6 protein-coding genes and 2 pseudogenes are annotated in these 14,289 nt (G+C 73.1%); 3 read left to right on the forward strand and 5 right to left on the reverse strand.

Features of this window, described 5'->3' with window-relative positions; all coding sequences use genetic code 11:
* Positions 1–35: 35 nt before the first annotated feature.
* Positions 36–230 (reverse strand): hypothetical protein, encoded by a 195-nt coding sequence (locus tag AB0D04_RS18590; RefSeq protein ID WP_362704194.1) that lies wholly within the window; start codon positions 228–230, stop codon positions 36–38.
* Positions 231–378: 148 nt separating this feature from the next.
* On the reverse strand, positions 379–2,787 hold the full coding sequence (locus AB0D04_RS18595; RefSeq protein ID WP_362704197.1) for a SpoIIE family protein phosphatase: 2,409 nt from the start codon (positions 2,785–2,787) through the stop codon (positions 379–381).
* Between the two features lie 370 nt (positions 2,788–3,157).
* Here AB0D04_RS18595 and AB0D04_RS18600 point away from each other — a divergent pair, with 370 nt between their 5' ends.
* Entirely contained in the window at positions 3,158–3,880 is a 723-nt protein-coding gene (locus AB0D04_RS18600; RefSeq protein ID WP_362704307.1) for a VOC family protein, read from the forward strand.
* 59 nt (positions 3,881–3,939) lie between these two features.
* On the opposite strand, the gene AB0D04_RS18605 is transcribed toward AB0D04_RS18600, so the two are convergent.
* Positions 3,940–6,744, reverse strand: a complete 2,805-nt coding sequence (locus tag AB0D04_RS18605; protein WP_362704199.1) for a hypothetical protein — start codon at positions 6,742–6,744, stop codon at positions 3,940–3,942.
* Between the two features lie 127 nt (positions 6,745–6,871).
* Between AB0D04_RS18605 and hemC the strand changes: the two genes are divergently transcribed.
* Entirely contained in the window at positions 6,872–7,807 is a 936-nt protein-coding gene (gene hemC, locus AB0D04_RS18610; protein WP_362704201.1) for a hydroxymethylbilane synthase, read from the forward strand.
* Positions 7,808–7,870: 63 nt separating this feature from the next.
* On the opposite strand, the pseudogene AB0D04_RS18615 reads toward hemC, so the two are convergent.
* Together AB0D04_RS18615 and AB0D04_RS18620 are read right to left on the reverse strand one after the other, a co-directional pair.
* Positions 7,871–8,452, reverse strand: a pseudogene (locus tag AB0D04_RS18615) (S1 family peptidase); the annotation flags it as partial.
* Between the two features lie 420 nt (positions 8,453–8,872).
* Positions 8,873–9,352 (reverse strand): annotated as a pseudogene (locus AB0D04_RS18620) (S1 family peptidase); the annotation flags it as partial.
* Positions 9,353–9,530: 178 nt separating this feature from the next.
* Between AB0D04_RS18620 and AB0D04_RS18625 the strand changes: the two are divergent.
* The gene (locus AB0D04_RS18625; RefSeq protein WP_362704204.1) at positions 9,531–14,219 is read left to right on the forward strand and encodes a hypothetical protein; all 4,689 of its coding nucleotides are present in this window, start codon (positions 9,531–9,533) and stop codon (positions 14,217–14,219) included.
* The last annotated feature ends 70 nt before the right edge of the window (positions 14,220–14,289 follow it).

Below are 14,289 nucleotides of genomic sequence, written 5' to 3' on the forward strand. Positions count from 1 at the left end.
GGCGGCCACCGCCGCCGGCCCGGCTGCTCAGGACATCACGGCAGATACCGCTCGAGGGCGGCCGGCCCCTCCTCATCGATCAGCCGCCTGGCCCACTCCAGGCTCGCCGGCGTCGGCTCCCGCCCGGACGCCTTTACCAGGTCCTCCGGGTCGAAGGGCCGCTCGCCACCCGTGTACAGCTGCGCCGGCCGCCGGTGCTCGGCCGCGTTCTGGCTCCCGTTGCTCGTCACAGGTCCTCCTTATTCCGCGCCCGCCGAGTCCCTGGGGCGGGCGCTTCACTCCATCATCGGCCCGCCTGCGAGCACCCGCACGGCGTACCGCGGGCGGACGCCAACCCGGAACGCCGGGAACGCCGGGAACGCCGGGAACGCCGGGAATTCAGCCCACCGGGCGCGGCGCCCCCGGATAGTCCGGCGGGAAGGCCTGCTCGGTCCAGATCGTTTTGCCGTACGGCGTGTAGCGCGTCCCCCAGCGCTGGACCAGCTGCGCGACGATGAACAGCCCACGCCCGCCCTCGTCGTCGCTCGCGCTGTGCCGCAGGTGGGGCGAGGTGTGCCCGGTGTCCGAGACCTCGGTGAGCAGGGTCAGATCGCGCAGCAGCCGCAGATGCAGCGGCCCCGAGGCGTGCCGTACGGCGTTGGTGACCAGCTCGCTGACCGCCAGCTCGGTGGCGTACGACAGCTCCTCCAGGCCCCACTCGCGCAGCTGCCCGGTGGCCAGCTCACGGGCCCGGCCCACCGCCGCCGGCTCGGCGGGCAGCTCCCAGGCCGCGACCTGCCCGGTGTCCAGCTCACGGGTGCGCACCAGCAGCAGCGCCGAGTCGTCGGCCGCGGTCCCGGTGGGCAGCAGCTCGGCCACCGCCCGGTCGCACAGCTCGTCCAGCGGCCTGTGGTGGTCGGTCAGCACCCGGCCCAGGGTCTCCAGACCCGCCTCGATGTCCCGGTCGCGGCCCTCGACCAGACCATCGGTGAACAGCGCCAGCAGGCTGCCCACCGGCAGCTCGATCTCCAGCGACTCGAACGGCAGACCCCCCAGCCCCAGCGGCGGACCCGCCGGCAGATCCGGGAACGACAGCACGCCCTCAGGATCGACGATCGCCGGCGGCAGATGCCCGGCCCGCGCCATGGTGCAGTGCCGCGAGACCGGGTCGTAGATGGCGTACAGGCAGGTCACACCGGTGGCCACATCATCGTCGTCGTCGGTGCCCGGCGTGCTGGTCCCGTCGTTCGCCGTCTGCCCCACCAGGTCGTCCAGCCGGCTCAGGAGCTCGTCGGGAGACAGATCCATCCGGGCCAGCGCCCGTACGGTCGTCCGCAGCCGCCCCATCGTGGCCGCCGCCTCCAGGCCATGGCCGACCACATCCCCGACCACCAGCCCGACCCGCGTCCCGGACAGCGCGATGACATCGAACCAGTCGCCGCCCACCCCGGCCCGGTTGTCGCTGGGCCGATAGCGGTAGGCCAGGTCGACCGCGGACTGCGGGGCCAGCCGCTGCGGCAGCAGATTGCGCTGGAGGGTCAGGGCCGCGGAGTGCTCGCGGGCGAAGCGGCGGGCGTTGTCGAGCCAGACCGCGGTACGGGTGACCAGCTCGTCGGCCAGCTCGATCTCGCCGCGGTCGAAGACGGAGGGGTGCTCGCCGCGCACGAAGGTCACCAGCCCCAGTGGCCTGCCCCCGGCCCGCAGTGGGACCACCATGGTGCTCTCCACCAGCACCATCCCGCCCGAGGACAGGCTGCGGTACTGCGGCGAGCCCGGCGGATAGACCACTCGGTGCGCGCTGCCCGGCACCCCGCCCGTCGTCTCCCCGCCCGACCGCGCCGCGACCCGTACGAGGGTCGGCAGCCCGACGCCCTGCTCCAGCTCCTCGCCCTCCAGCACCGCCTGCACCAGATCGACGGTGACCTGGGCGGCGAACTTCGGCACCGCCACCTCGGCGATCTCGCGGGCAGTGACGGCCATGTCGAGCGTGGTGCCGATCCGGCCGCCCGCGTCCACCAGGAGGTTCAGCCGGCGCTGGGCCTGATAGCGGTCGGTGATGTCGAAGGCGTCCTCGCACACCCCCAGCACCTGGCCGTCGGCGTCGTGCAGCCGGTAGTAGGAGCACGACCACACATGATCGGTCCCCGGATCGGTCGGCAGCCACCCGACGAAGTGCAGATCGACGACCGGCTCACCGGTCTCCAGGACCTGGCCCATCACCGACTGGGTGCTGCGCGGATACCCCTCCGTGACGAACTCGCCCCGCGGGTAGAGCTCCTCGGCCTGCATGCCCATGAACTCCCGCAGCGGCAGTCCCACCTCCCGCCCGTACGTGGCGTTGAACCAGGTCAGCCGCAGATCCGTGTCGTAGATGGCCAGGCCCACCGGCGACTGGGTGGCCAGCCCGTGCAGCATCGCCTGCTGCGACTCCCACGCCCGCAGCCCGTCCAGCTCGGCCGCCACCAGCACACGGGCGGGCTCCGCGCCGGCACCGCCGCCGGTGTCCGCCAACGGGCAGATCGACGTGGCCACCGACAGCAGCCGCCCGTCGCGGCGCCGCGCCGTACGGGACACGCTGCCGAGCATCTGCGCCAGCGGCGATTCCCCGGTGGTACCCGCTCCCTGGGACACCAGCAGATTCTCCAGCGGACGGCCGACGATCTCCTCCGCCGGGTACCCGAGCAGCCGCTCGGCCGCCGGACTCCAGCCGATGACCAGGTTGTGGGCGTCGAGCACCACTGTGGCCGCCCTGGTGACGTCGAGGGGACCACGGAAGTCGGCGCTCTCCACCGCACTCCATGCGTTCATGGCATCAACCCAGCCCGTTTACCCCGCGGCGGGGTGGCCCGAGGCAGGAGCCGTTGGTGGTTGCGCCAACGGCTCGTGCCGCCGTGGGGGAGCGACCCGCTCGTGTACCTACAGGATCGAGCCTGATCAAAACTGGTACAACCGCTGGCGCCCGGCTGCGGGGCGCCGGCAATGCCCGCAAACCGGCACGCCACCCGGCGCAACCACCAACGCGGCTCCGCCCCGGCCCGCCACGTCGCGGGGCGCCAAAGTCGCTGTCACAGTGGAGAGGGGCGGTGCGTAGAGGAGGCAGATCTTCATGTCCCCCCAGACCCTGTCCCGCCGAGCCCCCAGCGTGCCCGTGCGCGGCGCCCCGTGCTGGGTCAGCCTGATGGCCCGCGACCTCAAGGCCGCCCAGGCGTTCTACTCGGCGGTTCTGGGCTGGCGGTTCCGGCCGGCCAGCCTCGGCGACGAGTTCTCCGTCGCGGTGGCCGACGGCGCGCCGGTCGCCGGCATCGGCGCGCTCGCCCCCAGCTTCCAGGTCCCGGTCGCCTGGACCTCGTACTTCGCGGTCGCCGACGCGGACGACACCGCGGCCCGCATCCGTGAGCGCGGCGCGACGGTCGCCGTCGGCCCGCTGAAACTCGGCCCCGGCCGCGCCGCCCTCGCCGCCGACCGCGACGGCGCCACCTTCGGCTTCTGGGAGGGCCAGACCATGGCTTGGTCGGTCGGCCACGGCAGCGCCCCGGCCTGCCTGGAACTGCGCACCCGCGACGCTTTCGACGCCGCCATCTTCTACGCCGAGGTCTTCGACTGGGCCTCCGGCGAGCCGGGCGGCTGCGAGGTGACCTACGAACACGAGCAGGTGATCGTGAGCGACGGTACGCACATGGTCGCCGCCCTGCGCGGCGGCGGCGTCGAGGCCGCGCCGGATCCGCGGGTGCGCCCACGGTGGCACGTCTACTTCCCGGTCCGCGACATAGAGGCGGTGACGGCGGCCGCGGTGGCCGCGGGCGGCACCGCCACCCCCATCACCCCGAGCCCGGAGGGCACCGGCGTCCAGTCCGTCATACGCGACCCCGACGGCGGTCTGTTCACCGTCTCGGCCCCGTAACGGGCCGGGCCCCTCAACCGAGCGCATCAACTACCGCTCCCCGTAACGGACTTGTCGACTCACCCGCCCTTCTCCGGCTCCAGTTCCGGACACCACGACGCCTGCTGGCGCCCGCCGACCCGGCCGCAGAAACCGGCCTGGGCGGGCCTGCCCACCCCGTCGATGTGCTGTACCGACAGCAGCTTGTCCAGCGGCACCTGCCGGTCCACATCGCCGCCGAAGCTGATGATCCCGCTCTCGCCGTCCAGCGCCTCGTCCCCGTGCACCCCGCTGATCGCATGCCACACTGCGGGCGGCGTCAGCGGCATGCCCGCGGCCTCCTCCCGCAGCTGCTTGACCGCGTTGATGTAGAGCTTGACGGCATCGAAACCGAGCGCCGCATGGCCGTCGAGCGAGGAACTGGGGACCTTCGCGCATTCCTTGGGGAAGAGCCGGCTCATCTCCGCGTACAGCTCGCTGGTGCCGTCACAGCGGGCCGAGCCGAGCGTGAAGTCCAGGAAGTCGTACGGGATACCGGGATAGTGCGTACGGCGCTCCGCGTCGGCGGCGAGCCGGGCCACGTCGTCGCCGCCGATGAGCGCGGGCGGAGCCGAATTGCAGGACTCGTTGATCCCGCTGAGCAGCGTCTCGAAGTCCTCCGAGCGGCCGGCGAAGAACACCACCCCCGGATACGAACAGGTCCGCCGGCCCACCGTCCCCGCACCGGGCGCATCCGAGACCGGCTCCCCGCCGGGCGCCGGGGGCGGCGTATAGGTGACCTTCTCGACCGTGAACCCGCGCTCCCGGAACTGCGTGGCGACATCGTCGCTGAGGCTCTTGCTGTAGGTGTCACTCGGGTCGGCCGAGCCGATCACCCGGACCTGCTTCTTCTTGATCTTCCCCGTGGTCCGCGCGACATGAGCGGCGTACGCGGCCGCCACCTCCGCCTCCCGCGCGTTCTGCGGCGACACCTGGAAGTACATCGGGGACTGCCGTACCAGGGAGTCCGCGGACAAGGTGGTCGCCACCATCGGCAGCCCCACCTCGGTCAGCTTCCGAATCGTCCGGTTGGTCGCGGCCCGGCTCTGGTCCAGCCCGGTGATCCCGACGATCGAGGGATCCTGCTCCTTGAGCCCCTCCAGCATCTCCACCACGCGGGTGCCGAAGCGCATCCCGGACCCGGCGTTCGCGGGGAAGATCCGCAGAATCGGCTCCGCGCTGCCGGTGCTGCGCAGCTGCCGGGACTGGGCGCTCGCCGCGCCCTGCAGCGCCTCGCGCCCGTAGGCGAGCTGGCCGGTGGTCTTTCCCGTACTGCTCAGCAGCGCGGACAGATGGACGAGCGTGACGAAGGGGCGTTCCGGCGCCGCCCGGTGCGCCGCCTCGGCGCGGGTGTTCTGCTCGGAGATCGTCCGCAGGGTCTCGTTGAGCGCCGGGTCGGGGGAGTGGAAGGTGAAGCCGTGCCGGGACACCCCGATGCACTCGCCGGTCTCCGCCGTACGCAGCATCTGCGCGTCGTCCTCGAACCGGCTCAGCCCGCAGTGCGCCTGCCGGTACGCGCTCTCGCCGCGCAGCACCAGCCCGCCCGCCCCCAGCAGCGCGACCGTCACCCCGCACGCCGCCGCCACCGACACCGCACGGCGCGCCCACAGCGGGGGCTCCGGGATCCGCAGCCGGGCGTCCTGGCCGACCTCCAGCCGCCGCGTCAGCTCGTACTGCGCGCGCAGCTCCCGGTCCTCCGCCGGCGGCATCAGCTCCGGGACGGCGACCGGCAGATACCAGGGCGCGCGGTTGCGGGCCCGGCCGGTGTGCAGGAAGGTGTCGCGCCAGCCGCCGTACAGCCGGTCGGTCAGCTCCCACAGTGAGCTGTGGCCCCAGTCGTCGCGGATCTGCGAGCCGGCCGGAGGAGCCTGTGCGCCGCAGCTGATGACCAGCAGCGGGTCGAAGGCGCCGGTCTCGTTGCGTACGTCGATGACGGCCTGCATCAGCGCATAGCCGCAGTTCCCGGCCTCCGTACCGTCGAGCAGCGCCACACAGTACGCGGTGCGCCGGGCCGTCCGCGGCCGCCAGATCCGCCGCCGGAACGCCACCCGGAGGTCTTCCAGGAAGGCGTTGACCAGCAGCTTGCGTAACTGCTCTGGGTCTTCGACCTGGTGGTGCGGAGCGGTCAGCCGCTCCGCGAACCCGATGAACGTGCCCGGGTCGCGCGGCGCCAGATACGGCTGGTTCAGCAGCCACCGGTACTCCCGGCCCAGCCCGCGGCGCACCCGGAACCATGCGAGCGGAAAGACATGCACCGCGAACAGCCACACCCACCAGGGCACGGCGCCGTCCACCGTCAGCTCGGTCTCCGGGGACCGCAGCAGCCCGAACAGCCGCCGGCGCCGGAACTCCCGCTCGCGCAGCCCCTGCAGCAGCGTGTGGTCGTTGCCCTCCAGGCCGCCGGTGTAGTCGGGGCGGCCGCCCGCGCCGGTCTGCATCAGCCAGTTGACCAGGCCGAACCGGCGGAAGCGGACCCGGCCGTCGCTGCCGTTGACACTGAGGGCGAAGCCCTGCGCCAGCCGCTCCAGGGTGTGCCGCGCCGCCTCGACGGACTCCGGGTCCGCGGGCGCCGTCCCGTTGCCGAGATCGTGCAGGACGTGCGGGACCCGGCGCGGATCGGCGTGGCTGAGGAAGTAGCTGATGCCCTTGGCGAGTTGGGTGTGGTCGTCGCCGCTGACCAGGCAGACCACGGGAAGGCCTTCGCGCCCCTGCGCCACACCCCGGTGCCGTACCGGTTCGGGACACTCGCGGCGCCGCGGCCGACGCACCAGATCGGCTATCAGACGCAGCAGATGCCCGGCTCCGCGGAACACCGGTATATGGGAGTCGAGATCGTTCGACGCCATGGATTCCCCGAGGGCTGGTCGAAGTAGGGCGGACATTCTGACACCGCACCACCGGCTGCCGGAAGGCTCTGCGCCACGGGTACGGACCCGTCACATATCCCCCCGCCTGACGGTCTATCGTGTCGGCATGTCCGCCCCAGAGCTGATCCGTATCGTCTCCCGTGACTCGCCCATGGCCCTGGCCCAGGTGGAGCGTGTCCGCGCCGAACTGCGCGTGCTGCACCCCGGCACCGCCACCGAGGTGGTCCCCGTCAAGACCACCGGCGACCGGTGGATGGGCGCCCTCTCCCAGGTGGAGGGGAAGGGCGCGTTCACCAAGGAGGTCGACGCCGCCCTGCTCGCCGGTGAGGCGGATCTCGCGGTGCACTGCGTCAAGGACATCCCCGGCGACCGGCCGCTGCCCGCCGGTACGGTCTTCGCGGCATTCCTCAAGCGGGACGACGTCCGCGACGCGCTGATCCATCCCGGCGGACTCACCCTCGACGAACTCCCCGCCGGAACCCGCATCGGCACCTCCTCCGTACGGCGCATCGCCCAGCTCGCCGCCTCCCACCCGCAGTTGACCTGCGTGCCGATGCGCGGCAACGCCAACCGCCGGATGGAGAAGCTGGCCGCGGGCGACGCGGACGCCCTGCTGCTGGCGGTCTCCGGGCTCGAGCGCATCGGCCGTACGGATGTGATCAGCGAGATCCTGTCCGTGGAGACGATGTGCCCGCCCATCGGCGCGGGCGTGCTGGCCCTCCAGTGCCGCGAGGACGACACCGCCACCATCGACGCCGTCAGCGGCCTCGGCGACCCCGCGACCTTCCGCGAGACCACCGCCGAGCGGATGCTGCTGCATGTGCTGCAGGGCCACTGCAACAGCCCGATCGCCGGCTATGCGACGACCGACCGCCGTGGCGAACTCGCCCTGCGGGCCTGCGTGTTCACACCCGACGGCAAGACGGTGCTCAACGCCCACGAGTGGGCGGGGCCGCTCAATCCCGAGACGCTGGGGACGTCGGTGGCGGTGGCCCTGCTGCGGCAGGGCGCGCGCGAGCTGATCGACAGCATCGCGCACTGAAGGCGTGCGACGCACGACGGCCCCGCACCGGGTGATGGTGCGGGGCCTTCGCGTGCCGCTGTGTCAGCTTCCGGCGCCGATCTCCGCGCCGGTGGCCTCGAGCGCGGCGGTGACCGGCTGGAAGAACGTCTCGCCGCCCTGGGTGCAGTCGCCGCTGCCGCCCGAGGTCAGCCCGACGGCCGAGTCGCCCGAGAACATCGAGCCGCCGCTGTCGCCCGGCTCGGCGCACACATCCGTCTGTATGAGCCCGTTGACGATGTCCCCGTTGCCGTAGTTCACGGTGGCGTCGAGACCGGTGACGGTGCCGTCGGTGACGCCGGTGGTGCTGCCGGAGCGCTGCACCTTCATCCCCACGGCGGCCTCCGCGGCCTTGGCGATCGGCTGCGTCTTGCCGTCACCGAGATCGACCGCGCTCTGCGGCTGAGCGGCCGTGTCGTCGTAAGTGACCAGCGCGAAGTCGGTCTTGGGGAACTTGGAGTCCTTCACGGTGCCGAGCGGCTGGCTGCCGCCCTGATCGGCGGACCAGGTCTTGGAGTCGTTGCCGCAGTGGCCCGCGGTGAGGAAGGCCGGGGCGCCCTGCACGGTGACGTTGAAGCCGAGCGAGCAGCGGGCGTTGCCGCCGAAGATGGCGCTGCCGCCTATGGCGGCGGCGTCGCCTGCGCCACCGTCGCCTGCGCCACCGTCATCGCCACCGGCACCGCCGTCGCCTGCGCCGCCGGCCGCTGCGGCACCGCCGTCTGCTCCTGCGCCGCCCGCCGCTGCGGCACCGCCATCCGCTCCTGCGCCACCGGCCGCTGCGGCACCGCCGTCGCCTCCGGCACTGTCGTCCCCGCCCATCCCGCCGGCCGCTGCCGCACCGTCGTCCCCGCCCATCCCGCCGGCCGCTGCTGTACCGTCGTCCCCGCCCATTCCTCCGGCCGCTGCGGCACTGTCGTCCCCGCCCATCCCTCCGGCCGCTTGCTGCCCTTCCCCCATGCCCGCGCCGTTGTCCCCGCCGTCGTACCGCTGGAACTCCCCGGCCGACCGTTTGACGGTGACCATGCCGTCCATCCCGCCCGTGGCCTTGGCCAGAGTGGCCATCTTCTGCCCGGTGACCGTCTTGTCGGCGAGCACCACGATTCTGTTCGTCCGGGGATCGATCGACCAGGCCGTGCCGGGGACGGATGCCGTCGAGCGCAGCGTCCGGGTGCCCTCCTTCAGCGACGCCATGCTGTTGCGTACGACCTTGGCGACCGCGCCCTTGGCGGTGACGCGCGCGGCGTCGTCCTCCTCCAGCACATTCATCACCAGGTGACCGGTCGCACCGTCCAGGTACCAGCCGGCCGACTTGTCTCCGAGATCCTCCTTCAGGGATGTCGCGAGCCGGGCGGCCGACGGCGCGGAGAATGTCCTGGGGACGGGTGGCTGATCCGTACTGGCATTGGCGTTGGGGAGCAGGATCGCCGCCGCCGCGATGGCAACCGCGGAGGCGCCCACGATGGCGCCGGTCCGCTTGTTCACATGACGGTGGCCCGTCTGTCGCCTGGTGACGTGTCGGGGACTCATTCACTGACCTCCAGCTGGGGTGCACTGTTCCACCCAGTCCTACGCAGCGGGCCGGCCACGGTCTCAGGCCCACTCAAGGTGCGATGAATTCCGCCGAGTTCGGTGCCGAGGCGCCTACACTCCCGGCCATCGCCCGCTCGGCGGCCGATTGTCAGTGCCGCATGCCAAGATTCGTTCCATGTCTGCACTGCCTGTCACGCCGCCCGCCGACCCGAAGAATTCGGCCGTCTACCTGGAGTGGACGCGTCTGCACGCCCCGGAGGCGGAGGACGGCGCGCACGACCTCCTCGCGGCGTTGAAGGACGGGCTGGGACGCGCGGTGAACAAACCGGGCCGCTTTCTCGACGAGTTGAAGTACCGCGCCGCCAGGCTCCCGGCGGCGCACCTGCCGTGGTTCTGGGACACCGTCGGCCACCGGATCGGCCCCTGGATCCCCCGCCATGCCGGTACGGCCTACGGACTCGCCCGCCAGGCGGAGGACGCGCACGGACTGCCCGTCGACGAGGCCTACCACCGCGCGAACGTCCTGCTGTACGCCCGCCTCGGCGCAATGCCCGCCAAGGAGATAGTCGTACAGCAACGGCGGCTGCACGACACGCTCGAAGCGGCCACCGCCCACCAGGAGTTCCTGCGGTTCCTGACGGCCTTCACCGCCGGCGGCGCCGCGCCGGCGAAGGATCTGCACCGCAGGGTGCAGGCGTCCGCCAAGGCGGCGGGGCTCGGGATCGCGGAGAGCGCACAAGCGCTCGGCGACCTCATCGTGGCATCCCAGGGCCGGGCCCTCCCGGACGGTCTGCTGGACGGGCTCGGGCCGGTCTTCACCAAGGTGCCGCCCCCGGCACCGGTACGCCAGGCCCTGGCCGAGCTGTTCCCGACCGCGGTCACCGACGGCGGCGCGTGGCTGCGGCTGTTGGCGGCCACCGGAGTCGACGACGCCATGGCCGAGGGCCGGATCGTCCCGGCCGGCGGACTGAGCGACTGGCTGGGCCGGTTCGCGTTCCACTACTCCTGGCGAGGCTCCAGGGCCGGGGTCAGCCGGCAGCCGATGCCCGACGAGCTGTACGCCCTGGTGCCCCGTATCGCCGCGCGTATCAGGGCCGAGAACACCCCCGTCAGCCTGCACAGGTCACGCTTTCGGCACACCCTCTTCGACGCCGATCTCGTCGACCTGTGTCTGGCAAACGGAATCGCGGTGGCCGACCCCGGACCGCGGGTGGGGCTGACGTTCTGGGGCAAGGAGACCCGGCGTGACTACCGGGCCCTGGCCGCCGATCCGGTGCTGGGGACACGAGTGGCGGGCACGGCCTACGCGCCGCGCGATCCGCGCGCCGGTGCCCCACGGCTGCCGCTCGGCGACGGCGGCGACGCGGCGCTGCACGAGCGGGTGACCCGGCTGATGGATGTCGTCGCGGACGGCGGACTGGGCGCGGCGGCCGAGGCCGTGACCCGGCTGGACGCGGCCCTCGACCCGCCGGCCCTCGCCGCGCTCGACGGCATCGACACCGCGCTGGACGCCCTCGACGGAGTCGGGCCCCTGCTGCGTACGCTGCGCGCGGGCCTGCCGGAGGAGCTGTGCTGGCCCGCCCTGGAGGACGCCGTAGGGCGGCTGGGCGGCGGCGCGGCGGTCGCCGGCGTCACCTGCACCTGGCCGGTGCTGACCGTCTTCACCCGGGACGGGGCGATCGCCGTCGACCACAGCGGCGAGCGTGGCTCCTGCTCGTTCGCCCTCCCCGAAGAGGCCTCCTCCCACTCGGTGTTCTTCGTCGGCGGCAGCTTTTTGGTCGGCTGGAACACCGGCAAGCGCTACGGCCGGTCGGCGGAGAAGGCGTTCTGGACCGACCGGCCCGAGGACGTCTTCGTGCCCGAGCACGCGTCCGGCCTGCTCCCCTACAGCGGCAGCACGGACGGCGCGCTCGGCTATCAGTTCGCCACCGCGGACGGCGGCGGCCGGTACGACGGCGTCCAGGTGCTCCGGCCGGGCGGCCGCGAAGGCATCACCGACCATGAGCAGCAGCTCGGCGACGGCGTCCGGCTGTGGAGTTCCCGACTGTTCGGGGGCCGGTACGGCAGAGAGGACGGCTGGCGCGAGCTCGACCCGGCGACGGGGCAGCGCACCGACACCGCCACCCTGCCGCCCTTCCTCGCCGCCGACCCGCCCAGGGGACTGTCCCGCACCCACGACCTGCAGACCCTGGCCCCGCTGCCGCCCGGCGCCACCGCCTCCCCGCTGGGCCAGGTCGACGGCGTCTCCGGCTGCCGTGTCCTGCACTGGGAGTACGGCGGCAACGCCCCGGTGCGCTATCTGCTGGAGGGCAACGACGGGCGGCGCGCGGAATTCCGGGTCACACACCCCGGAGAGGACCCCTGGGGCCTCATCCGGCTGCCCGAGGGCGGCGCCGAGGCCGTGCTGACGGACCACCGCCCGATGCGCTGCTACGCCGCGGACGACAACTCCCTGCTGTGGGAGGCGCGCGCCTTCGCGCACCCCCGGCGGGCCGGTGCGGGGGCCGCCGCGGCCGACGACGGGCCGATGTTCCCGCCGCCCGCCTTCTGGCACTTTTTGACCCCGCGGGACGCCGGGTCCTCCAAGGCGCTGCGGACGGTCGAAGCGGACGCGGTAACGGCATTGCTGGCGGCGGCGGGTACCACCGGCACCGGCGACGACGAAGCGGCCCATGACGCAGCGGTGCGCGCCGAGGCCGCCCAAGTGCTGTCCGGGGTGACCGACCCCGACGTCCTGGACGGCGTGGTGCGCGCCGTCCGCACCGCCGCCCGCATCCGGGACCGGCGCCGCGCCATCTCGGCACGAGCGGCGCTGATCATCTCCGGCGCCCGCGTCCGCCCCGCCGGGGTGACCACCGACACCGCGCTGGTCACCGCCCTGCGCGGCCTGATGACGCTTCCCGTCGGCTATAACGCCCCCAAGGCTGCCGATCGGCCCGCCACCGTCGGCGCGATCGCCGCCGACGGCGAGTTCCTGCGTGGCCGGATCGACGACGCCGCCCGGCGGATCAGCCCGCCGGCCCGGCCGCGCGACTGGGCGGTGCTGCTGGGCGGCGGGATCGAGGCCGCCGCCTGGCGGTGCGTCACCGAGACCACGACGGACGAGGACCGGGCCGCGCTGCGCGCCCTGCTGGCCACCTGGGCCGCGTCCCCGTTCGCCGAATCCGGCGCCTGGCGGCTCGGCCGTGCCTCGGCCGAGGCGCTGCGCCCGCTGTGCGAGACCGGCCGGGCGGTGGCCACCGGGATGGGCGACGGCCGCCAGGGCGTCGCCCCGGAGCCCACCGCAGCGCTCAAGCCCACGGGCACCTACCGCTTCGTCCAGCCCGAGTCGGCCCCCGTGCCCGAGGGCGCCACCGAGGTCCGTACGGTCACCCTCACCCACGACGACGCGGCCCGCCTCCCACGCCTGCTGGAACTGCTCGCCGAGCACGGCCCGTTGCGCCTCACCCCCGAGGCCGTCGCGGCGTTTGTCGCACGCAGCGGGGTGCGCCGGGCGGTGGCCGTGCACGCCCTGGCCGGGCTCCCCACGAAGCCGGGGTACGACGACACCCGGAGGATGCTGCGGGCCAAGCCGTTCCAGGCCACCCCCGCGGTCGCGCGCGAGGCCGAATCGCTGGTCGATCGCCTCAACATCCCCGGCCGGATACGCGTCCTGGCGGCCGGACTGCCCGACGACCCCGCGGAACTCTGGACGGCCCCCGGCCTCGTGGCGGCCGCCGAACGCATGGCCGCGGAATGGACCGCAATTCTCGGCCAACAGACCCCGGTGGACGAAGAGTTGACAGCCGAACTGGAGAAAGAACTGGACCTCGGCACGCCCACCGCCGCGGCACTCGGCGACCCCCGGGGCGGCCACATCCTGACCGAGGACCTGCGGCGGGTCATTGTCGCCAACAAGTACGGCTCGCTCTACGTCCACCCGGCGGCGGCCGACGGCTCCCCGGGCGAGCGGCCGAGCTATGACACGCCGTACGTCGACATCGCCTCCGTGCTGTCCTGGGCGCTGACCGAGCGCCCCGTCGGCGACCCCGCCACCACCGGGGTGCAGGCCCTCTGCGCGCGCCTGACCGAGCGCCTCGACGCCCCGGACCTTCTCATCAGGCTGCGGCGCCACCGCTTTTCGCTCGACCAGGCCCGGATGACCGCCCTGTTCGGCCCCGAGAGGTACCCGGTGGCCGCCCTCGAGCCGCCCATCAGCGACCGGGCCCGCCCACCGATGTTCTACGACCAGGGCCTGCTCCTCGTGGAGGCGGCCGGCGGCTGGAGTTCGGTATTCCTGCGCCCCGCGGGCTTCGGCCGGCGCGGCAAGTACGAAGCGATGAAGCGGCTCTGTGCGGACCTGGACATGACCGAACTGGTCACCGAGATCGAACGGATACGGGTGCTGCGCGACGGCATCGCGGCGCTCGCCGCCCGCGCCGCCGACACCCCCGTACCGCCCGGCGGCTACGAGGCGAACCCGCTGCTCAGCGCGCCCGAACTGGTCGACGAGGTGGCCGGGACGCTGGGCGTCGGCCGGGACGCCGCCGCGCTCCACCTCCAGCTGCTCACCCTCGCCCGCCCCACCGACCGCAACGTCCGCCGCTGGAACGGCTGGACCCCCGCCCGGCACCGCACCGTACAGGCCGAACTCGCCGCCACCGGCGCCGTGGTGACCGAGAAGCGCAGTCGCGCGGGCCGTACGGCGTTCCTCCCCGGCGGCTGGACCGACCTCAAGGCCCCCCACCTCCCCCTGGAAACCGCCAAGCTCGCCGCTTACCTGTCCACCGCTACCGAAAAGCGCGAACTGGAGGGCCCGCTCACCCGCCTGCTGCCACCACGACCGCTGCACGAAATGTTCGCCGAGGCCTGGGCCGGCCGCTGACCCGAGGGCGGGGGAGCCCGAAACCCTGACCGGCCGCGGACGGCCGAACGATGAGCCAAGGGCCTGTCCG

It is taken from the genome of Streptomyces sp. NPDC048483, from assembly GCF_040651455.1.
Lineage (GTDB): Bacteria > Actinomycetota > Actinomycetes > Streptomycetales > Streptomycetaceae > Streptomyces.